Below are 20,958 nucleotides of genomic sequence, written 5' to 3'. Positions count from 1 at the left end.
CTGCGGAAAGAGCGCACTGCGCAAGCTGATCGCCGGCCTGGACCCCTAGTTTCACGGTCAAATTACCGTTAGGGATACGGAAGTCCACGGTCCTTCGATCGACAGATCCAGTCTAAAATTAGACGTCTATAGGATTAACCTATTAAGATGATTCGAACTATATATTTCAACAATTCCAGCTCATGCCGCATAATGAACTCATGACATGGCCGAGGAGGAAACGGGAATGAGCGGAAAGCAGGTTTGGCATCCCGGGATGTACGATGAAAAACTGGGGTATGTAGCGGAATACGGAAAAGGCGTCGTGGAATTGCTTCGTGCCAAGCCTGGCGAACAGATTCTCGATCTGGGATGCGGCACCGGGGATCTGACTCAGGAAATTTCCAAGTCTGGCGCCGGAGTGCTGGGCATGGACTTGGCGGTAACGATGATTGAGCAGGCAAGGATTAAATATCCTCATTTGAATTTCAAAGTGGGAAATGCTGAAGATTTCGAGTTAAACGGTTCGGTTGACGCGGTGTTCTCCAATGCGGCCTTGCACTGGATGAAAAATGCCCGGGGTGCAGCCGGCTCGGTTTGGAACGCCTTGAGGCCCGGGGGACGCTTCGTGGCGGAATTCGGAGGGAAAGGGAATGTAGCGGCGATTGTTCAGAGCTTGGAGACGGTTCTGGAACAAGATTACGGAATAGATGCCGGGCCGCTCAATCCCTGGTATTTCCCAAGCCTGGGGGAATACAGCGTTTTGCTAGAGGAGCTTGGCTTCCGTATCGCCTATGCAGCGCATTTCGACCGGCCCACCAAGCTGGGAGAAGGCGAAGACGGTCTGATCCATTGGCTGAACGGATTCGCCGCCGGCTCGTTTTTGGCAGGCTTTAAGGAGGCCGAAAAAGCTAACGTTCTTCATAAGGTGGCAAAGCTAGCGAAAAGGGAGTTGTTCCGGGACGGCGAATGGTTCGCAGATTATGTACGGTTGCGGATCGTGGCCGTAAAGCATCCATAAATTACAGGTTGCACCGCAAGCTTCTCCCCACTCAAAAAAACAAGGCTTTCCGCACCCGCAGATCGCCTTGTTTTTTGATATGCATAGATTATAAGTTAATAAATACCGTCTTCATTTTCGGGCTGTATTGGACATCAAGACCAAGGCCTGCTACTAACACGGCCAGCGGAACATAAGTTTTCTGCTCTTTGCCCACTTTGTGCAAAAATGCAGGCGTCGCCGTATCCACCTTGACTCCGTCTGCCGTAATCTGCTTCGCGCCTACCGGGATCACCACGGTCCGGCCGGCATAGGTAATCGTCGCGGTGCCCGCCTGCGAGTCCCAACGGGACTGGCCGCCGACAGCGTCCGTAATATCTTTCAATGCGAGGAAAGTCTGGCCCTTTTTAAGTACCGGTGCATAAGGCGTAGACAGTTCCTTGCCTTTTACGACGATCGAGATTTCGGCTTTGCCCAATTTGGCCGCCGTCTCCAGGTAGCTTCCCCATATATTTTGGGCCATGATCTTGGCGATCACTTCATAGCCGGCCTGATTGGGATGCACATCCTCATTGAAAATATGGGTCAGCGACAATTCCTTCCCGACAAAGGCTTCGGCCACATGAACCGCCTTCACCTGCTTGCCTTCTTTCGCCAACGCGCTTGCCAGTTCATCCACACCGGCGGTAAAACTGCCCGATGCTTTTGTTAACTGATCATAGACCGCCGTTCCCGCCACCTTCGGTACAGGCTGATATTGATCGGCCAGCACGATTTGTGCATTCGGGTTGATCTCCGTCAAAAGAGTCAAGGTCTGCTGCACATTTGTCCGGTATGAATTCAGCAGTTCTGCGGCTTTGGCGGCAAGCTCGTTGTTCGTCATATTCTTCGCTTCCAAGATCAGCGCCGACACATCGTTGCCGCCGATCGTGATCACAATGGCATCGGCCTGCTCCAATTTGGACTTGGCTTCAGCCGTCCCGGCGGCAAGACCGGCCAGGCGCGGATCGCGCAGCCCATCCTGAATATCGTTTGCGGTAACCGCGTTGCCCGCTTTAATGGCGGATACGTAGTTAAGCAATCCGTCCGTCTTCAACCCCAAAATCCCGTAGTTCACCACCTCGGCCCGGCCATGGAACAAAGCCTGCTCCTTCAACCGGTCCACATAACCGTAAGGCACGGAGGCCTCGCTCATGCCCGGCTCATATCCCGCCGTAATGGAATCGCCGAGCGCCACGATCAATTGGCTGCCTGATTGGATTGCGCTAGCAAGAGCCGCGCTTCCCGTTGTGACGTCTCCTTGAGGCAGGGATGACGACGCCAACGCCGATGCCCCGCTTCCCAGCACCAGAGCAGCCGTGAGCATGCCGGAAGCCAGGATGCGGCTTTTATTTTTGAACTTATTGTAATTCATAAATTTACTCCTTCTATGAAATAAAATAATAGATTGCGATAGAAATCCGGTCACAAAGGCAACCACGGCCGTTTCTTCGGAATCATTTTACTTCCTTGCTTGCATCATATTCTTTAGTTCATCTCACTTGAGAATAAACCGTAATCCCTAACAGAACATCAAAAAAAGCACCCCGCGTTCACTTGGGGTGCCCCGGGACTTAAAAACCGTAAAGCCGAATCATACGTTAATCAGAGGTTTTTTCCTTATCCGTATGTTCCGTTTTCTTTAAATAGTCGTCATAACGACCTTCAACTTCCTTAGCCATACTGCGATATTTGCGCGTCTCTTCCACGATCGGATCGAGGGTGGTTTGCACCCGGATTTCATATTTCGGGGATAACCTTCTCCGCTCTTCTTCCCGGCGTTCTTCCTCACTGCCGTACGGCTGGTCCTCCAACATTTCGCTAAGCTCTCTTTCGAGATCTTTGTTATCACTCATTACGTGGACGCTCCTTCCGAGTGAATTCTGACGAGTCCGCTCCTATCTTCTATAACCCCGTTGCACCGGCAGCTGTAACTGCGTTCAGCAATTGCTCCTGGATTTTGCCGTTGCTGGCGATCACGTTCCGGACTCCGATATGATAAGGATCGCCTGCGGTATCCGTCACTATTCCGCCGGATTCCATAACCAGCAGCGCCCCCGCTGCCGTATCCCAGGCATTCAGGTTCACTTCATAGTAGCCGCTCAGCCGTCCGGCCGCTACATACGCTAGATGCAGCGCGGCCGAGCCTCCGGCGCGAAGGCTGCGGGTCTGCTCGGACAGCGCCGTAATGCCTTTCAGATTTATAGGAGCCGCAACCTCGCGGTCCGGATTAAAGCCGACGGCAATCACGCTTTCCGCAAGCAGCTTCTCCTCCGAAACCCGGGTCGGATTTCCGTGCATGTACGCTCCCTTTCCTTTTTCGGCGACGAACATTTCGTCCCGCACCGGGTCGTAAATGACCCCGATGATCACTTCACCCTTGTAAGCGAGCGCAATAGACACGCAGAAGAAAGGAAATCCGTGCACAAAGTTAGTCGTTCCGTCCACCGGATCGATGATCCATAAATATTCGCATTTCTTGGCTTCCGCTACCGCCTGCGCGGAAGCCGCCGCTCCAGGCGCGACTCCCTCTTCTCCCAGAATATCATGGTCGGGAAAATGGGTCAGAATCAGCTTGCGGATCATCGTTTCCGCTCCCTTGTCCACATCGGTTACCAGGTCCTGCGGGGAATATTTGGTCGCTAAATCCTTCACCAGGCCTAGCCGGCTCTTAATCCATTCCCCCGCCTTGGCCGCGCAGTTGATCGCCACGGCCATCGAGCTTTTGCTGCCTACTACATAAGGAATACTAGGTTTGGATTCCACTTCTTTCACTCTACTTTCTTTGTTTTTTTCTATTCGTCCTCTATGAATCTTGTAAAATTTCCCTTTTTTAAACTATACGCCACCCGGTATGCAAAGTTGCGCCTTTTTCGCTTTCAGGCTGCAGAAACGGGCGGCCTGTCCGGGAACCCTATAGCCATTATATAAAAAGTCCGTACCCGGCCTGCTGACAAGCAGCAAAGCCGGAAACGAACTTTCAAGAACTTCATGGTCTCGGTTTAGGCCCCGACGATATTGTATCCGCCGTCCACATAAATGACTTCGCCGGTAATCCCGCGGGCCAGATGGCTGAGCAGGAACATAGCTGTATCGCCCACTTCCGCCGTTTCCGTCGTTTTACGAAGCGGCGCCTTTTCCTCAACTTGCTTCAGGATAGAGTTGAAATCGCTGATGCCTTTGGCAGCCAGCGTCCGGATCGGTCCTGCGGAAATCGCGTTGACCCGGATATTGCTTGGCCCAAGGTCATTCGCCAGATAGCGGACGGCCGACTCCAGCGCCGCCTTCGCAACGCCCATGACGTTATAGTTACGCATAACGCGTTCCGCGCCCATATAAGTCATGGTCATAATGCTTCCGCCTTCGGTCATCAGCGGAGCCAACCGCTGCGACACTGCCACGAGCGAGTATACGCTGATATCGTTTGCCAGCGCAAACCCTTCGCGCGACGTATCCACGAACCCGCCCGCCAAATCCTCGGCTTTGGCGAAAGCAATGCTGTGAACCATCCCGTGCAACACGCCGAATTCCGTGCGCAGCGTATCCGCCAGTTTGTCAATCTCTTCATCGATCGTCACATTGCAAGGAAGGATAAGCGAGTTCGGAATAGTTTCCGCCAGCTTGCGCACGCGTCCCTCCACCCGTTCGCTTTCGTATGTAAACGCGAGGCGGGCACCTTGTTCCGCCAGGCTTTGGGCAATCGCCCAAGCAATGCTGCGGTCATTGGCAACGCCCATGACGATGATATTTTTACCTGCCAACAAATCTCCCATGAATAAAAGGCCTCCTTTTAAATCAAGCCGTTTCGTTTTGTTCAACTTACCTTATTTCCCCAACAATTTCAAGGGTGGGGAGGTGTAGATTCAAGGTTGAATCCGCACGCTGGCCCCGTCCAGCATTTCAACGCCGTCTCCCTGGTAGCGGGCGAGGTCCTCCATCAGTGCGAACAGCGCACCGTCCTTCAACTTCGCTTCCAGCATGACGTCAACCGCTTCCGTTCCTTTTGCGGCGATGTTCCGGAGAAAATGCAACAGCGGCGCGGCAATCACATGATCCGCATGACCGCGGGAATCGCTCGCGCTTTTCGGACTGGAGGCGTGGATTTTTGGCGGAAGGGGTTCTTCTTCCGCAGAACCCGCCTGGGCAAACGGACTTGTCCAGGTTTGCAGGATCCGCAGCCACAGTTCTGCCGGGTCCTCGCCCTCATTGTTCACCCACTGATGATGAATATCGAGCACCATCGGAAGGCCCAGCGCTTCGCAAATTTCCAGCGTTTCCGGCACGTTGAACGTCTTGTCGTCGTTCTCCAGCGTCAACCGCTGTTTAAACCGGTCCGGCAGGGCCGAAACCTGTTCCTTAAAACGCTCCCCTGCGGAAGGCTTGTCCCCGTAGGCTCCGCCCACATGGATGTTGTTCTTCGCCCTGCCGTCCAGCCCCATCGCTTCCAGCATATCGACATGGTACTGCAGGTCCCGCACCGAACTGCGGAGCACTTCCGGGCGCGGCGTGCTAAATACGGTAAAATGGTCCGGATGAAACGACACTCGAATTCCGTGCCGCTTAACAAACTCCCCAACCTTGGCAAACGGCTCGCGCAGCGCTTCAAAAGGATTCCAGTCCCGAAGGGCTTCATGGGTGGCCAGCGGAATCAGCTTCGAAGAAAAGCGGTACACCCGGATGTCATGGGCCACATTGTGCCGCAGCAGCCGCAGCGTATTGTGCAAATTTTCCGCTGCAATCGACTCCAGCCGGCGAACCGCAGCTTCCCGGTCCGACAGGCCGCTGAAGGTTTTGTAAGTCATTGTCCGGGATGGCGAAGCATTTCCAACCACCGTGGACATAGCGACATAGCCGAACCGGACGATCACTTGGAACCGGCTTCCCCGAAAAACATCTCATAGGCGAGTGCCGTCTGGACGGCAGATTCTTCTTCGGTCAATTGACGAACCAGATCCAGCTCCACCGCAGTGACTTCTTCACCGTTAAAATTGATCTCAGCCACGCAGGCCGTGATCTTGACGATGGCTACCGCTTTATTATCCGGCGTGTAGGCTATGACCTTCTGCCCGGTCGGGAATATCCGCAGCCCTTGCTTCCGCATTTTGCCGCGTCCGTATTCCAGCAGATCGTACAGTTCCTGTTCATTCTTAAATTTGCATACCGAATTGAATTCCGTTTGAAAGCCCATCGTCTCTCCTTCTTTCTCTTTGGAATCTGGACGTAATGAAACGAAGGTGAAATTATACCCCGTTTTCGAAGTTCAGATTTTGCCGCATCTCGTAGCGTTCCAAGGCAAGTTCGATCAGCCGGTCTAGAAGAGCTTCGTAGGATACGCCGGTCTCGCGCCAGAGCAACGGATACATGCTGAATGGAGTGAAGCCGGGCATCGTGTTGACTTCATTGATCCAGATACTGCCATCGGATTTTTTGACAAAAAAGTCCGCACGGCACAACCCGCTGCCGGCAATCGCCTTAAACGCTTTGACTCCCAGTTCGCGGACCCGGTCGGCCAGTTCCGTATCCAGAGGAGCCGGAATCAGCATCTGCGATTTCCCGTCCAAGTACTTCGCCTGATAGTCGTAGTATTCACCGGAGGAGACGATTTCTCCCGGAACCGACGCCAGCGGCTCATCATTGCCCAGTACGCCGACCTCCACTTCGCGGGCGTCGACGAATTCTTCGACGATGACCTTCACGTCATAACGGAACGCGAAGGCGATCGCCTGCTTCAATTCCTCTCTCGTTCTCGCTTTGGAGATTCCCACGCTGGATCCCAGGTTCGCCGGCTTGATGAAGCAAGGATACCCTAGCTTTTCCTCCATGCCTTGCAGGAGAGAATGACCGTGACGTTCCCATTCCGTGGCGGTGAAATAGCAGTATTTGCACTGCTCGAGCCCTGCCTCAGCGAACAGTTTTTTCATAATCACTTTATCCATGCCCGCCGCCGAAGCCAACACCCCGGCACCTACATAAGGCAGGTTCGCCATTTCAAACAATCCCTGAATCGTCCCGTCTTCCCCATTCGTACCATGAAGCAGTGGAAAAGCGACGTCAATCTCCGGTTTGCCGGTGGAAAGTCCGCTGAACAGCAGGTTGACCGCTTCATTCGTACCGTCGCCGTTCTCGGCACTCAGTTGCAACTGATCCAGCGCTGTGAATGGCGAGGTCAGTCTGCTGCCGACTCTCCACTTTCCCTGCTTCGTAATATAAAAAGGAAGTAATTCATATTTCGCGTAATCGAACGCTTTGGAAACCGCAAAGGCTGTCTGCAGCGAAACTTCATGTTCGCCCGACTTTCCGCCGTAAATCAGCCCTACAGTCAATTTTTCCTGTCCCATGTGCAACCTCTTTTCAATAATTGTAACGGAACCAAAAGCGCGTCCCTCATAGTATGGTCAGAACCGGTCCGCAATATGGAAAAAACGATACACCGTATTCTCGTTCCAGGCGTAAGAATCCCGATAATCCCAGTACCTGTGCTTGCTTGGCACCGTATGGGCATTCACCAAGGGCATGCCGCCCGCATCAAATGCCGTCACGATCGTGCTGTGCTGGTAGGACCCGTTGCCGTCCCAGTCGTAAATGATGACATCCCCAAGCTCCAGCTGTTCCGGCCGGCTCACGAGTTCCCCACGCAGTCCTAATCCGCTGTTTGCCAAAAAGCGTTCCAGGGCGTTGGCGACCGACCAGCTGTAACTCCAGGCTTCGCGGCCGCCGACGTATCCCTTATACCACCAGCCCGATTCTCTTTTTCCAGTATAGTTTATTGGGCCACCGCCTGCAAAGAGGCACTGGGAGATATAATTGGTGCAATCCACCTCAAAAGCGGCGAATTCCGGATTGAATCCATCCCACCACCGGTCCGCATACAAGACGGCATCTTCGCGTCGGTAAGGCGAGCTGCGCAGCCCGCCCCCGCCAAGCACTTCACGGTTCAGAAACGGGCGGGGCGTACGTGATTTTCCGCCGGAATCGTCGCTTTGGAATCCTGCCGGCAAAGCCGCAGAAGCGCTCCGTTCAGGTACGGGCTGGATCACTCGCGTGATGCTCCATTCGTCGCCTTCGCGCTGCAGCGTCAGGCGCTGCTTGACGATCCGCTCTTCCTGGTGGCGGGCACCGCCTTTTTCATAGTCCACTTTTTGCGCCAGGAGCATCTCCACTTCCAGTTCTCCTTCGCGGTTCTCGATCTCCCGCAGCAAGCGTGCCCGGGTTTCGCAGCGGAGCGGAACGGCACCGCGTCCCTGATACCACGATTCCAGCCTCCGCTTCTGTTCTCCGCGACGCATCAAATAATCCAGATCCGTAATCAAGGTACTCTCGCTGCGGACCCGATAATCGACCTCATCCTGATTGAACTCGTTCACATAGAGGGACAACGTTTTTTTCCATTCATCCGCCATCAGTAGACCTCCTTTAGTCCATAACCGTACCCATCATAAGATTTATATGAGTCCGATAGATCGAGTATGTACCGGATGTACTGTAAGCCCATTCACCCGCGCCAATTCAGGCAATCCGCCGATAAAATGGGAACAAAAAGTTCTTTACTCCCCGTCTGGAGGACGGTATACTTGAAATAGTGAGATTTTGAAATTGTGTTTCATCTAGCGAAACAAGGAGGTTCATTCATGTCAAAGAACGATTTTTTCTCCAGCAGCCGCACGCTCGAAGTCGGCGGCAAGAGCTACCGCTACTATGACTTGCAGGCTCTGGAGCAGCTAGGGCTGGGAAAAATAAGCAAACTGCCGTTTTCCATTAAAGTATTGCTTGAAGCCGCCGTCCGCCAGTTTGACGGAAGAGCGATTACCGAAGAACATGTGAAGCAAATCGCCGGCTGGAGCGAAGGCCGCGATGAGAACAAGGAAATTCCTTTTATTCCGGCACGGATCGTCCTTCAGGATTTTACCGGCGTTCCGGTCGTGGTCGATCTTGCCGCAATGCGCGATACCGTGAAGAAAGCGGGTGGAGATCCGAAACAGATCAATCCGCTTGTTCCCGTCGATCTGGTTATCGACCATTCCGTTATGGTTGATGCCTTCGGAACTCCCGAAGCACTCGAATATAATATGAACGTCGAGTTTGAACGCAATGAAGAACGCTACCGTTTCCTGCGCTGGGCACAAACGGCGTTCAACAACTTCCGCGCCGTACCTCCGGCGACCGGAATCGTGCACCAGGTCAACCTGGAATACCTCGCTTCCGTTGCCGCTACCAAGCAGGTTGACGGCGAAACGGTCGTATTCCCGGATTCCCTCGTGGGCACCGACTCCCATACGACGATGATCAACGGTCTAGGCGTTGTAGGCTGGGGTGTCGGCGGTATCGAAGCCGAAGCCGGCATGCTGGGACAACCGCTGTACTTTGTTGCGCCGGAAGTCATCGGCTTCAAGTTGACCGGCAGCCTGAGCGAAGGCGCTACGGCGACCGATCTCGCGCTTACGGTAACGCAAATGCTGCGCAAAAAAGGCGTCGTAGGCAAGTTCGTCGAGTTCTACGGACCCGGCCTTGCCAACATCAGTCTTGCGGACCGCGCAACCGTAGCCAACATGGCACCGGAATACGGCGCAACGGTCGGGTACTTCCCTGTCGACCAGGAAACGCTGGCCTATCTGCGCAGCACCGGCCGTTCCGAGGAGCAGATTACGCTGGTTGAGTCGTATTATAAGGCTCAAGGCATGTTCCGTACGAGCCAAACGGAAGATCCGGAATTCAGCGATCTGATCGAGCTGGACCTGGCTTCCGTCGTACCGAGCCTCGCCGGACCTAAGCGTCCGCAGGACCGGATCGAACTGACCGAGATGAAGGACAGCTTCAACGGCATTATCCGTACCCCGGTTGATAAAGGGGGATACGGGCTCAGCGATGAAAAAATCGAGCAAAAAGTACCGGTCAAGCACCCGAACGGCGAAACCAGCGTACTGAGCACGGGGGCGGTCGTCATCGCCGCGATCACCAGTTGTACGAACACCTCGAACCCGAGCGTTATGCTCGGCGCCGGTCTGCTGGCCAAAAAAGCGGTAGAACGCGGACTCAAGAAACCGGGTTATGTTAAAAGCAGTTTAACCCCGGGCTCTCTGGTCGTTACGGAATATCTGAATAAAGCCGATCTCATCAAGCCGCTTGAAGCGCTTGGCTTCCATGTGGCCGGCTACGGTTGCGCCACTTGCATAGGAAACTCCGGTCCGTTGCCGGACGAAGTCAGCGCGGCGATCGCGGAGAACGATATGACCGTTGCGGCCGTATTGTCCGGGAACCGGAACTTCGAAGGCCGGGTTCACGCCCAGGTCAAAGCAAACTATCTGGCTTCCCCGCCGCTTGTTGTAGCTTATGCACTTGCCGGCACGGTTAATATCGATTTGCAAAACGACCCGCTGGGCTATGATCAAAACGATCAGCCGGTTTACCTGAAGGATATCTGGCCTTCCTCCGCGGAAATCAAGGAAGCGATCGGTTTGTCCGTCAGCCCGGAAATGTTCCGTGCCAAGTACGAAAACGTATTTACCCAGAACGAGCGCTGGAACGCCATTCCGGTTCCGGAAGGCGAATTGTACGAGTGGGATGAGAAATCCACCTACATTCAAAATCCGCCGTTCTTTGAAAAGATTAGCGACGGCTTGCAGGATATCGCCGATATCCGCAGCGCCCGCGTGCTTGCCCTGCTTGGCGATTCGGTCACGACCGACCATATCTCACCAGCTGGCAACATCTCGCCGACCAGCCCGGGTGGCATTTATCTAAGCGACCGCGGCGTCGCACGCAAAGACTTCAACTCCTACGGCTCCCGCCGCGGTAACCATGAAGTCATGATGCGTGGCACGTTCGCAAATATCCGTATTCGCAACCAAGTTGCCCCTGGTACGGAAGGCGGCGTAACGAAACATCTGCCGACGGATAGCCTAATGTCGATTTATGATGCTTCGATGAACTACCAGGCGGACGGTCAAAACCTGGTTGTCATTGCCGGTAAAGAATACGGCACAGGCAGTTCCCGTGACTGGGCTGCCAAAGGTACCTACTTGCTCGGCGTTAAGGCCGTTATCGCCGAAAGCTTTGAACGGATTCACCGCAGCAACCTGGTCGGCATGGGCGTACTGCCTCTGCAATTTCAGGAAGGCCATGGCTGGAATACGCTCGGCATCGATGGCACCGAAACATTCGACATTCTCGGCCTGAGCAACGACGTGAGACCAGGTCAACAATTGACCGTCATCGCTACACGCACGGACGGCACGCAGTTCGAATTCCCGGTAAGCGCCCGTCTCGACAGCATGGTTGACGTGGACTACTACTACAACGGCGGTATTCTTCAAACCGTGCTGCGGCAGATGATCGCGGAAGGCAAGTAATAACGCGGCAACATATAAACAGGCTGTCCCAACATCAAAAGATATCTCATATATGGCCGTGCGGGTATTAAACCTGCACGGCCACTTTTGGTTTTTGAACTATGGCTTTTTTAGCAAATTATGGGCAAGCTAAAGCCACCCTCCCCCAGGCTTACTGCTTTAGCGGACCCCATTGCAATTTCTCTGATTTTAATATATATTTGATAGGTCAATCATTGATACATCAAATATTGATACATCAAATAAATCATTCTAAGGAGAGAATGCATCATGAAGAAGTTTCAACAAACCAACGATTTTAACGAGATTGTATATGGACGCCGTTCCATCAAAACATACGATACGAATGTAAAAATCAGCAAAGAGGAAATGACTCAAATTCTTGAGGAAGCCAGCACCGCTCCATCTTCCATTAACATGCAACCATGGCGGTTCCTTGTTATCGACAGCGAAGAAGGCAAACAAAAACTGGCTCCCCTCTCTCGGTTCAATAAAGAGAAAGTACTTCAATCTTCTGCAGTTATCGCGGTATTTGCCGACAAAAACAACTTTGATTTTGCCGAAGAAATCTACAGCAAGGCAGTAGAACTTGGCTATATGCCTCAAGAAGTAAAAGACATGCAGCTGAATGCATTCAAGCCGCTCTATGCAAACATACCCGATGAAGTGATGCGCGAGATTATTATGCTCGATGCCGGTCTGGTATCCATGCAGCTTATGCTGGTGGCGCGTGCACATGGCTACGATACGAACCCGATCGGCGGTTATGAAAAAGGCCAAATTGCAGAAGCTTTCGGATTGGATAAAGACCGTCTTGTTCCTGTCATGCTAATCACGATCGGGAAAGCAACCAGTGAAGGTTTCACATCCTACCGATTGCCGGTGGAAAAAACGACTACTTGGGCGTAAACGAACGATTACTTTACGTTTTCGCTGGATTATTCATACCGGATTCTGCTGCCCTTACCAGTTCGGATGTTCTTTATGAGAAGAAAATCAGCCTTCTTTGACATCATATTAGGAGGGAGCAAAAAAATGAAATGTTCGCTGGAACAAGAAAAAATAATATATCTGCTTAAAATAATGAGCAATCAACTAAGTCCCAAGTTTGAACGATGTACGGGTATCAGCTCTTCAAGATACGATTTACTGTATCAACTTTATATCACGGACGAAGTAACCCAGAGCAACTTGCAAAAAGCTATTCATATTGATGGTGCCGCAATTACGCGTCACTTGAAGCAGCTTGAGGTGGACGGCATGGTGGCGAGAAGGCGAAACCCCGAAGATCAGCGGGTTACCTTTGTCCGCTTGACCGACGAAGGTCGCAGTCATATCGTCAATTACAATGAAGAACGGAGAAGTTTTGTCCAGCAGATGCTTCAAGGCTTTAATGACGAGGAATTGGTTTCTCTCACGGACATGCTTAATCGTATGCATGACAACCTGAAAGATCTCTAACTACTAAGGAGTAATTAATCATGATTATTATACACGCGCACATGCAGATAAAACCGCAACAGGAAGAGGCCTTCTTGGAAGAAGTACGCTCACTGGTGGCTTCGTCCAGAGCGGAAGAGGGTAACATCAGTTACGATCTCCTGAAATCTACTCAGCAAGAGAACCGCTATACCATGGTTGAATTATGGAAAAACACGGAAGCAGTAGGGATGCATAACGCGAGTGAACACTTCACTGCCTTTACGCAAAAAGCTAAAGAATTTCTGGCCGCGCCTATGGAAGCGAAACTATACAGCGGAGAGCCTCTCCAATTATAAGAATGTAATTCACTTGTCTCGTCAGGTAACATATAACAAGGCTGCCCGGTTTCCAAGAACGGTGCAGCCTTGTGTCTGTTCGTACAATGTTAAACCGCCGTAGATGACCTCGTTCAATTGATTTAAAACCGCGTGAAACGACGACCCCAGTTGCTCTCCCTTTTCGGTCAGACGGATCAAAATCACCCGCTTGTCTCGCTTGTCTCGCTCGTCCCTTCTCCTTTCCACGTAAGGATGTGATCATTTTATTCACGGCATCTCTTATTTTACTAATCATGGAAGCGTCAATATGTTCTATCCTACCCCATATTAATAATTCGCTGATTTAATATTAAGCACTTTACACCTTTATCTTCAACTGTTATATTACATGTATAACAGATAGAACACGAATAGGGAGGATTCTCTTGATTATCGAGCTCGATTTACAGGCCGAGGTCCCAATTTACACGCAACTCGTCAACCAGATTATCGAGGGAATCGCCAGCCGGCGGCTTCAGCTCGGTGAACCTTTACCTTCGGTACGCAGCCTCGCCTCCGATATAGGAGTGAATCTCCATACGGTCAATAAAGCCTATACCCTGCTTAAACAGGACGGCTACATCCAGATTCACCGCCAGCGCGGCGTCGTCGTTCATCCAGACGGAATGCCGCCGGTCACGAAGGAATTTTCCGATAAACAGCACCGTGAACTTAGACCCATCATTGCCGAAGCGATCTGCCGAGGGATGGGCAAAGAGCAACTGCTGGACATTGTAAATCACCTCTATAACGATATTACACAACAATGAGAGGGGAATAAATAATGCAAATTTTATCCGTCCTGCTGCTTGCCCTGATGTTCGTGCCTGTTCTGGCTTCCCTGTCGTTTATGCCCTATTTGACGAGGGAGACGGTCAGCTTCGGCGTTTCCGTCAGTGAAGAAACCTACCGCAGCGAGCCGCTGCGCCGTATGCGCAAAGCATACGCTTTGACCAGCCTCGGCATCTATACCGTCCTGTTCCTGCTTTGCATTTTCAATACGGTTGATTCGAAAGAAAGCTTGGCGCAAAACGACGCTATTGGTATTTATATCTCGATCATGGTCGCCGTCTCCATCGCTTTAAACTTGATTTTTCACTTTAAAATGAAAAACCTCCGCGCCTCCCTTCCATCGGCCCCGACAGTCAAATCCGTGCTTGCCGTGGATACGGGCTTCCGGCGGAACAAGCTGATCTTGTCCCACTATTGGTTTCTTATCCATGGCACCGTCATTGTGGCCAGCATGCTACTAGTGCTGTTGAATTACGAAAAGCTTCCTGCCACGATCGCGCTGAAGTTCGATTTCCAGGGACACATCGTCAATAGCGCGACCAAATCGTACTGGACTGTTCTTTTTCCTAATGTCACGCAGATTGTTATGACCTTATTGTTTTTGTTCATTAACTGGAGTATTTTGAGAAGTAAACAACAGACCTACGCCGGAGATCCGGAGCGTTCCATCCGTCAAAACACCCTGTTTCGTCGAAGATGGTCATTGTATACGATTTTAACCGGGTTTGCCATGGTGTTGTTATTCTCCTTCATCCAGCTCAATATGCTCTATCCGATGGACACGGACGTCATGCTGTTCGTCAGCATCCTCATTCCCGTGTTTGTCGTGCTGTTCGCAGTAATTCTCGCTTTTAATACGGGTCAAGGGGGCAGCCGGATCGGCCGCTCCAAGACAGGCCCCGGCTCCAATGTAAAACCGGTAAACGACGACGACAACTGGAAATTGGGCAGCATTTATTTTAATCCCCAAGATCCTTCGATCTTCGTTGAAAAAAGGTCGGGCATCGGCTGGACGATGAACTTCGCTCATCCGGCTGGCTGGATCATCCTTGGCGGTATTTTGATCGCCGTCGTAGCCTCCCTTATTTTTTCGGTTTAAACCAACATTCATATATTTATATTTTAGGAGGAAATTTCATGTCCAGAAAGAAAAAGATGCATTCTGCGGCCGCGGTAACGCTGGCACTGAGCCTGGCGTTTCCAGGGGCATCGGCACTTGCGGCTTCCCCTGTCGCCGCTTCTCAAAGCGGAACAGCCCTTGTCCCTGTCCGGGAGACGGCTGCCGGTCTGGAAGCGCTTGTCGAATGGAATCAACATGAACAAACCGTTACCGTTAAGAAAGGAAGCTATGTTCTTGTTCTTCATGTAGGTAAAAAGCAGGCTTTGCTGGATGGAAAAGCAGTAAATTTAAATGAAGCAGTTCGGGTAGCATCCGGCCATGTGCTGGTTGATTCCGCTTTTATCACAAAAGTACTCGCGGACGCCGAAACGCCGGGTGATCCTGCCGATGCCTTTATGGAGCTGCTTAAATCCGGCAACGGCGCCAAAGCAGCGGAATATGTCAGCCCATCCTCGGCTTCGGTTCTTTCGCCTCAGCTCCTCGACATACTTTGGTCCAATTATGCTAACGTATTCGGCCAAATCGGCGAGCAAACCACGCGGACCGAAAAGACAAACGCCATTCACCGGAACGTGACCTACACTTTCCAAGCGGCCGCCGCTCCGTTCAACTTTATCCTGAGAATGAATCCGGAAGGACAAGTTGATGATTTCTATCTTGAAGCCGCCACTCCTTCGCCATATCAAAAACCGGTTTATGACAACAGCGATGCTTATACCGAGCAAGAAGTCATCGTAGGCGAAGGCACCTTGGCTCTGCCGGGCACGCTCACTCTGCCCAAGGGAGACGGACCGTTCCCTGCGGTCGTACTCGTGCAAGGTTCCGGGCCGCATGACCGCGATTCATCCATCGGTGGCGCCAAGCCGTTCCGCGATCTTGCCGCGGGCCTTGCCTCGCAAGGAATCGCCGTGTTGCGCTATGACAAGGTAACTTACGAGCACTCCCTGAAGGTGTCGACGAATCCGAAGTTTACCCTGAAGCGGGAAAGCGCGGACGACGCATTATCCGCGGTGCAATTGCTGAAGGAAACGGCCAAGATCGACGGTTCCCGGATTTTCGTGGCCGGTCATAGCCAAGGCGCGTTCGTGATGCCGCTGATTCTGGACGGCGACAAAGCCGGTGATATCACCGGCGCAATCCTGCTGTCCGGCCCAAGCGGCAAATTTGCCGATATTCTGGCGGAGCAGCAGAAAGAACTGGTGTCCCGCGTTAAGCAATCCGGGCAGGACGCCACGCTTTACGAACAGCAAGCCGCCCAATATACGGCGATCGCCGACATGGTGAACGACCCGCAATATACGGTCGATAACATGCCCGCAAACTTCCCGCTCCAACCGGCATACTGGTGGTTTGAGCAGAAAAATTACAAGCCGTCCGAGCTCGCCAAGAAGCAATCCGGGCCTCTTCTCATCCTGCAAGGAGAGAATGACTGGCAGGTTCCGCTCAAGCAGCTCGACGGCTGGAAGCAAGCGCTGAAGAGCCGCACCGGCGTGGAATACAAGTCCTACCCGAAGGTCAACCATCTGTTGGCCGAGTATGACGGTATCTCAACCGGTACGGAGTACTATCAGCCATCCAACGTCTCCAAAGAAATCGTCGACGATATCGCCGCTTGGGTGAAGAAGACGAAATAAGCATTCAGTAACCAAAGAAGCCCCGCGAACGGGGCTTCTTTGGTTACTGTTTAATAAAGCACTTCAAAATTGACAGTAAAATCGACCACTCAACAGTCTGTTTTCCGTCCCCTGACAACACCAAGCTCGTAGCTGCGTTTTTCAACTATTCCTAGCATTTCCCAAGTGCTGCTAAACCAACTACTGCCAACTAACTATTTGTCAAATTAACTGGAAAACCTCCAGCTAATTCCCGTCTAAAAGTCCCTTTTTAAAGATTAACTGTAGAACCTACAGGTAATTCCAAAGTATGGGACCATTTCGAATGAAATCCGGTAAATTAGCTGTATATTTTCTATCTATTTATCCGATTCGGGGACTTTCAGGGAAAATACCTGTAGAAAATACAGTAAATTTAACTAAAAATTTGGAATCCAGGCTAGTTCGTCATCGATAACCGCGATGATTATCCAACGTGCATTTTCAAAAAGCTTCGCGCACTACCGCTCCGTTCAGCCAACGAACGCATGCAAAAAGCAGGCTGTCTCCGAACCTGCCGCCAGGGACAACCTGCTTCTTCTGTTTAAGTATGAATCATCATTCCCATTTCCCGGGCCGCCTCGATCAGGACCGGGGCGAATTCCTTCAGCGTCTGCGGCGATAACCGGCTGACCGGCCCGGAAACCGACAGGGCCGCGGCAATCTTGCCGGTCCGGTCAAAGATCGGAGCCGACACCGCGGCAGCGCCCGGCTCCCGCTCCTCATAGCTGGTGGCGTAGCCCAGCTTGCGGATTTCCTGGAGCTGCGCCACGTACGCATTCCGGTCCACCGCCGCGGGCCAGTCGGCAACCTCGAGCACGGCGCGGATGACCGCCTCCTCTTCGTAGGCGACCAGCACCTTGCTGGACGCCCCGACATACAGCGGCAGCCGGGCCCCGACCTGAGCAACCCGGCGAATCGCCTGGTTGCTCTGCACCGCCTGGATCCGCAGCCGGTCGGTCCCGTCCCGCAAATACAGGCTGACCGTCTCCCCGAGCCGGTCGCGGAGCTGCTCCATTTGCGGCAAGAGCAAAATCGCCGGGTCGTCATTATGGGACAAGTGAGCCGAAAGCTCCCATATTTTCAGCCCGAGGCGGTACTTCTCCGTCGCCGAATTGCGGATGACGAACCCTTTTTCCTCCAGCGTGGTCAACAAACGGTATACCGTGCTTTTATGCAGCCCTATTTCCCCCGCAATCTCGGTTAAACCAAGATCGTCAGCCTTGGTGAAACACATCAATATATCAATCGCCCTTTCTACGGCGCGTACAGTCAGCTTCCGATCTTCCATCAGGAAACCACCCCTCTATAAGTTTCACTACATGAAACGCGGTTACCATAAATTATAATGAACAAGACGGGGTTCCGTCAATGAAAGCCTAGCCAAATATACCCCCTGCATTGACATATTGACATCCTCGTCATAGGATATTTTTATGCATCATTCGTTCTGTTTCGACATTTTCCGATTATTTCGTTTGAATTCGGTTATGTATTAATTATTATATTTGAACATTTCTTTTTGAAGGGGAAGCCTTGCTTGCCCGAACATATAATAAAACACGATTTGAATAAGGAGGGGGAACCATGAGCCAGAGCAGCCAAAGCGATCTTCCCCTGTCCGCAGGACTAAAAGGGAACGAGACCCCCGCGCTCGAAATCAAGCACATCAGCTTTAAACATATCATCGTAGCTCTGCTATTATCGGTTCTGTTTTTCCTGATCTTTTGTTTCGTTTCCCTGCACGGATATATCGCCTGGGTACTGTCCAATCCGACGGTGGCCCCGCTGTATTCCAACCCGAAGCTGTCGAAGAACCTGGAGTACGAAGATGTTGCCTTCCCCGCTGCCGACGGCAGCAGAGTGATGCAGGGCTGGTATATCCCCGCCGCAGATTCAAACAAAACGATCGTATTCAGCCATGGTTACGGAGCTAACCGCGAGGAAACCTGGATTCCGATGTACGATCTTGCCCATTACGCCCATCGCCTGAATTTCAATGTGTTGATGTTCGATTACGGATTCGCCTCTCAAAACAGCAAAGAGGTAGCCACCGGCGGTAAAAAGGAAGCAAAGCAACTGCTGGGAGCCATTCAGTTCGCGAAGCAGCAGGGCAGCCAGGAAATCATCGTCTGGGGATTCTCCATGGGGGCCGGTACGGCCTTGCAGGCCGCCTTGACCAGCAAAGACATTGACGGAATGATTCTGGATAGCACCTTCCTGCTGGAGCCCGATACGATGTATCATAATATCCGCCAACATATCGATCTCCCCCGGCATCCGTCCCTGGAGATTATCGGAATGCTGCTGCCGGTACTAAACGGTACGAGTCTGCGGCAAATTCCATATCCCGCGGTTAAATCACAGGATTATCCGTTCCCGGTTCTCTTTATCCACGGAACGGAGGATGAAAAAGCCCCTTACCCGATTGCCGAAAAACTGGCGGAAAACCAGACCAATCCTGCATCCGGGGTCTGGATTGTGAAGGGATCGCATCATGAGCTGATTTTCCGCGAACATCCTAAAGAATATCTGCGCATCGTATCTACGTTCCTCAGCCAAGTCGGTCAGTTCCAGGCAACAGGCCCGGCCGGAGGCCAAAGCTCCGCGGGAAACAGCAACTAAATCTTTCGACAAACGTTCGGCAAATGGCAGTCGGACGTATCCTACGCTTGACCATCAAGGCCCGTTTCGAATTGGCATAGGTCAACCCATTCCCGGAATAGACTGGTTACAACGATTACATTCCGAGGAGGTATTTCCCGATGCTGTTCGTTTACGGGCCCTATTTGCCTGTCCGCATTCTGGAAGAAATCCGCTTCTGGAAAGAGCAGGAAGCGGAACACACCGATGTTATTAAAGCGATCATCCCCACTTTGGAGCCAAACTTCGTCAAGCTGCTGGATGAGTGGAAGCAGGTCTTCTCCTCCACCCAAGAGGCGGCGGACCGCTTGCTCCAACACGGGGTCACCTCTGAAGATGCGGCGTGCGATCCCCAGCTGATCAAAGAAACGGAGCGAATCCTGGAAGCTTCGTTCCGTCAGTCCAAGGAGTTTATCCGGCAGTTGTACTTCATCCTTGACCAAAGCGCGGCCGCGAAATCCATCCCGTTGGCCAAAACCGTATTGCTTCACATCATTCGCGAGTCGGAGTATTTTCTCGGGGTATTGGAAACTCTCAACCACCCCGGAAAGCTCGCTGACCTTATGAAGGGTGCTGTTCCGGTTATCGATCCTTATCGGCCTGATGCCGGCTCACAGGTTTCATCGTTCTCCACTCAAGCAGAAACACTACTTGTCTCCGGCCAGCAGCCAGCCTACTTCACCATTTCAGGCGCCCAGAAACAATTGCAATACGACCGCAGCGAAATCGAAAATTCCGCGGAACCCGCGGGATCGGAGCAAGACCGGATCAACAATCGCCCCGTACCTATCGGCGGGCACACGCTTCCCCCGCTTCCTTATCCCTACAACGCGCTTGAACCTTACATCGACGAAAAGACGATGCGCATCCATCACGACAAACATCATAAAACTTATGTCGACGATTTGAACAAAGCGGAAAAAAAGCTTCAAGAAGCGCGCAAATCAGGCAATTTTGAGTTGGTCAAACACTGGGAACGAGAGCTTGCCTTTAACGGGGCGGGACATTATCTGCACACGATTTTTTGGGACATCATGAATCCTAAGGGCGGCGGCAAACCGGAAGGCGAACTGCTTGAGCAAATCAAACGCGATTTTGGCAGCTATGAAGCTTTCCATAAGCAATTTTCCAGCGCTGCCGAAAAAGTCGAAGGCGGCGGCTGGGCAATCCTGGTCTGGAGCCCCCGCAGCCATCGCCTTGAAATTCTCACGGCCGAGAAGCATCAGAACCTGTCGCAATGGGACGTCGTGCCGCTCCTTCCGCTGGACGTCTGGGAACACGCTTATTATCTGAAGCATCAGAACAACCGCAAAGATTACATCGCCGATTGGTGGAACGTCGTATATTGGCCGGCCGTTGCGGAACGTTACGAAAAGGCGAAAAAATTGAAATGGCAACCGTTTTAACGGCTGCCCACGCGATATGTCCCTTTGGCAGCCGGTCAATTGGACGGTTTTCCGATCAGCATCGTCCCGATTTCCCCGGCGACGCTAAACTACTCGCCGTCCCCATGATCTGAAATTCAAGAAAGTGCGCCAAAAAGCCTTTGTTAAAGACGGCCGCAACCGCTCTTTAACAAAGGCTTTAC

General features: G+C 52.2%; 19 protein-coding genes. 10 read left to right on the top strand and 9 right to left on the bottom strand.

Annotation, left to right across the window (positions count from 1 at the left end):
• Window positions 1-226: 226 nt before the first annotated feature.
• Window positions 227-1,000, top strand: a complete 774-nt coding sequence (locus DFP94_RS21585; protein WP_114498545.1) for a class I SAM-dependent methyltransferase — start codon at window positions 227-229, stop codon at window positions 998-1,000.
• An 88-nt stretch (window positions 1,001-1,088) separates the two neighbouring features.
• On the opposite strand, the gene DFP94_RS21580 is transcribed toward DFP94_RS21585, so the two are convergent.
• The 8 genes from DFP94_RS21580 to DFP94_RS21545 all read right to left on the bottom strand — a co-directional run bounded on the left by DFP94_RS21580 (window position 1,089) and on the right by DFP94_RS21545 (window position 8,418).
• Entirely contained in the window at window positions 1,089-2,393 is a 1,305-nt protein-coding gene (locus DFP94_RS21580) for a stalk domain-containing protein (protein ID WP_114498544.1), read from the bottom strand.
• 226 nt (window positions 2,394-2,619) lie between these two features.
• Window positions 2,620-2,874 carry a hypothetical protein gene (locus DFP94_RS21575; RefSeq protein ID WP_114498543.1) on the bottom strand — a complete coding sequence of 85 codons (255 nt, stop codon included), beginning with the start codon at window positions 2,872-2,874 and terminating at the stop codon, window positions 2,620-2,622.
• 49 nt (window positions 2,875-2,923) lie between these two features.
• A complete protein-coding gene (locus tag DFP94_RS21570; RefSeq protein WP_425459273.1) occupies window positions 2,924-3,784 on the bottom strand; it encodes an inositol monophosphatase family protein in 861 nt (286 codons plus the stop codon).
• Window positions 3,785-4,020: 236 nt separating this feature from the next.
• Window positions 4,021-4,791, bottom strand: coding sequence for an enoyl-ACP reductase FabI (gene fabI / locus DFP94_RS21565; protein ID WP_114498542.1), 771 nt, complete (start codon window positions 4,789-4,791; stop codon window positions 4,021-4,023).
• 90 nt (window positions 4,792-4,881) lie between these two features.
• A complete protein-coding gene (gene uvsE, locus DFP94_RS21560; RefSeq protein ID WP_114498541.1) occupies window positions 4,882-5,886 on the bottom strand; it encodes a UV DNA damage repair endonuclease UvsE in 1,005 nt (334 codons plus the stop codon).
• Entirely contained in the window at window positions 5,883-6,206 is a 324-nt protein-coding gene (locus tag DFP94_RS21555) for a hypothetical protein (RefSeq protein WP_114498540.1), read from the bottom strand. The genes uvsE and DFP94_RS21555 overlap by 4 nt, the downstream gene beginning before the upstream one ends.
• Window positions 6,207-6,258: 52 nt before the next feature.
• A complete protein-coding gene (locus tag DFP94_RS21550; RefSeq protein ID WP_114498539.1) occupies window positions 6,259-7,356 on the bottom strand; it encodes a D-alanine--D-alanine ligase in 1,098 nt (365 codons plus the stop codon).
• A 57-nt stretch (window positions 7,357-7,413) separates the two neighbouring features.
• Window positions 7,414-8,418 (bottom strand): amidase domain-containing protein, encoded by a 1,005-nt coding sequence (locus tag DFP94_RS21545; RefSeq protein WP_114498538.1) that lies wholly within the window; start codon window positions 8,416-8,418, stop codon window positions 7,414-7,416.
• Window positions 8,419-8,646: 228 nt separating this feature from the next.
• Between DFP94_RS21545 and acnA the strand changes: the two genes are divergently transcribed.
• The 7 genes from acnA (at window position 8,647) to DFP94_RS21510 (ending at window position 16,709) form a co-directional block, all read left to right on the top strand.
• Window positions 8,647-11,364: an aconitate hydratase AcnA gene (gene acnA / locus DFP94_RS21540; protein ID WP_114498537.1), complete on the top strand. Its 2,718-nt coding sequence runs from the start codon at window positions 8,647-8,649 to the stop codon at window positions 11,362-11,364.
• Window positions 11,365-11,634: 270 nt separating this feature from the next.
• The gene (locus DFP94_RS21535; protein WP_114498536.1) at window positions 11,635-12,273 is read left to right on the top strand and encodes a nitroreductase family protein; all 639 of its coding nucleotides are present in this window, start codon (window positions 11,635-11,637) and stop codon (window positions 12,271-12,273) included.
• 126 nt (window positions 12,274-12,399) lie between these two features.
• On the top strand, window positions 12,400-12,825 hold the full coding sequence (locus tag DFP94_RS21530; protein WP_114498535.1) for a MarR family winged helix-turn-helix transcriptional regulator: 426 nt from the start codon (window positions 12,400-12,402) through the stop codon (window positions 12,823-12,825).
• A 20-nt stretch (window positions 12,826-12,845) separates the two neighbouring features.
• Window positions 12,846-13,142, top strand: a complete 297-nt coding sequence (locus tag DFP94_RS21525) for a putative quinol monooxygenase (RefSeq protein WP_114498534.1) — start codon at window positions 12,846-12,848, stop codon at window positions 13,140-13,142.
• A 407-nt stretch (window positions 13,143-13,549) separates the two neighbouring features.
• Window positions 13,550-13,933, top strand: coding sequence for a GntR family transcriptional regulator (locus DFP94_RS21520; RefSeq protein WP_114498533.1), 384 nt, complete (start codon window positions 13,550-13,552; stop codon window positions 13,931-13,933).
• A 14-nt stretch (window positions 13,934-13,947) separates the two neighbouring features.
• The gene (locus DFP94_RS21515) at window positions 13,948-15,054 is read left to right on the top strand and encodes a DUF1648 domain-containing protein (RefSeq protein ID WP_114498532.1); all 1,107 of its coding nucleotides are present in this window, start codon (window positions 13,948-13,950) and stop codon (window positions 15,052-15,054) included.
• A 38-nt stretch (window positions 15,055-15,092) separates the two neighbouring features.
• On the top strand, window positions 15,093-16,709 hold the full coding sequence (locus DFP94_RS21510; protein WP_114498531.1) for an alpha/beta hydrolase family protein: 1,617 nt from the start codon (window positions 15,093-15,095) through the stop codon (window positions 16,707-16,709).
• A gap of 562 nt (window positions 16,710-17,271) precedes the next feature.
• Here DFP94_RS21510 and DFP94_RS21505 read toward each other — a convergent pair.
• Window positions 17,272-18,018, bottom strand: a complete 747-nt coding sequence (locus tag DFP94_RS21505) for an IclR family transcriptional regulator (RefSeq protein WP_114498530.1) — start codon at window positions 18,016-18,018, stop codon at window positions 17,272-17,274.
• 296 nt (window positions 18,019-18,314) lie between these two features.
• Here DFP94_RS21505 and DFP94_RS21500 point away from each other — a divergent pair, with 296 nt between their 5' ends.
• Window positions 18,315-19,352 carry an alpha/beta hydrolase gene (locus DFP94_RS21500; RefSeq protein ID WP_114498529.1) on the top strand — a complete coding sequence of 346 codons (1,038 nt, stop codon included), beginning with the start codon at window positions 18,315-18,317 and terminating at the stop codon, window positions 19,350-19,352.
• Between the two features lie 140 nt (window positions 19,353-19,492).
• Complete coding sequence (locus DFP94_RS21495; RefSeq protein WP_114498528.1) at window positions 19,493-20,776, top strand: Fe-Mn family superoxide dismutase; 1,284 nt, start codon at window positions 19,493-19,495, stop codon at window positions 20,774-20,776.
• The last annotated feature ends 182 nt before the right edge of the window (window positions 20,777-20,958 follow it).

The sequence above is a fragment of the Fontibacillus phaseoli genome (assembly GCF_003337355.1).
Lineage (GTDB): Bacteria > Bacillota > Bacilli > Paenibacillales > Paenibacillaceae > Fontibacillus > Fontibacillus phaseoli.
This window is presented reverse-complemented; position numbering and strand designations above follow the sequence as displayed.

What these genes read in the sequence shown, in the direction of transcription:
- DFP94_RS21580 (WP_114498544.1), bottom strand. Translation starts at nt 2,393, where the DNA reads ATGAATTACAATAAGTTCAAAAATAAAAGCCGCATCCTGGCTTCCGGC.
- DFP94_RS21545 (WP_114498538.1), bottom strand. Translation starts at nt 8,418, where the DNA reads ATGGCGGATGAATGGAAAAAAACGTTGTCCCTCTATGTGAACGAGTTC.
- DFP94_RS21495 (WP_114498528.1), top strand. Translation starts at nt 19,493, where the DNA reads ATGCTGTTCGTTTACGGGCCCTATTTGCCTGTCCGCATTCTGGAAGAA.
- DFP94_RS21535 (WP_114498536.1), top strand. Translation starts at nt 11,635, where the DNA reads ATGAAGAAGTTTCAACAAACCAACGATTTTAACGAGATTGTATATGGA.
- DFP94_RS21525 (WP_114498534.1), top strand. Translation starts at nt 12,846, where the DNA reads ATGATTATTATACACGCGCACATGCAGATAAAACCGCAACAGGAAGAG.
- DFP94_RS21505 (WP_114498530.1), bottom strand. Translation starts at nt 18,018, where the DNA reads ATGGAAGATCGGAAGCTGACTGTACGCGCCGTAGAAAGGGCGATTGAT.
- DFP94_RS21555 (WP_114498540.1), bottom strand. Translation starts at nt 6,206, where the DNA reads ATGGGCTTTCAAACGGAATTCAATTCGGTATGCAAATTTAAGAATGAA.
- DFP94_RS21550 (WP_114498539.1), bottom strand. Translation starts at nt 7,356, where the DNA reads ATGGGACAGGAAAAATTGACTGTAGGGCTGATTTACGGCGGAAAGTCG.
- DFP94_RS21510 (WP_114498531.1), top strand. Translation starts at nt 15,093, where the DNA reads ATGTCCAGAAAGAAAAAGATGCATTCTGCGGCCGCGGTAACGCTGGCA.
- DFP94_RS21585 (WP_114498545.1), top strand. Translation starts at nt 227, where the DNA reads ATGAGCGGAAAGCAGGTTTGGCATCCCGGGATGTACGATGAAAAACTG.
- fabI (WP_114498542.1), bottom strand. Translation starts at nt 4,791, where the DNA reads ATGGGAGATTTGTTGGCAGGTAAAAATATCATCGTCATGGGCGTTGCC.
- DFP94_RS21500 (WP_114498529.1), top strand. Translation starts at nt 18,315, where the DNA reads ATGAGCCAGAGCAGCCAAAGCGATCTTCCCCTGTCCGCAGGACTAAAA.
- acnA (WP_114498537.1), top strand. Translation starts at nt 8,647, where the DNA reads ATGTCAAAGAACGATTTTTTCTCCAGCAGCCGCACGCTCGAAGTCGGC.
- DFP94_RS21530 (WP_114498535.1), top strand. Translation starts at nt 12,400, where the DNA reads ATGAAATGTTCGCTGGAACAAGAAAAAATAATATATCTGCTTAAAATA.
- DFP94_RS21575 (WP_114498543.1), bottom strand. Translation starts at nt 2,874, where the DNA reads ATGAGTGATAACAAAGATCTCGAAAGAGAGCTTAGCGAAATGTTGGAG.
- DFP94_RS21515 (WP_114498532.1), top strand. Translation starts at nt 13,948, where the DNA reads ATGCAAATTTTATCCGTCCTGCTGCTTGCCCTGATGTTCGTGCCTGTT.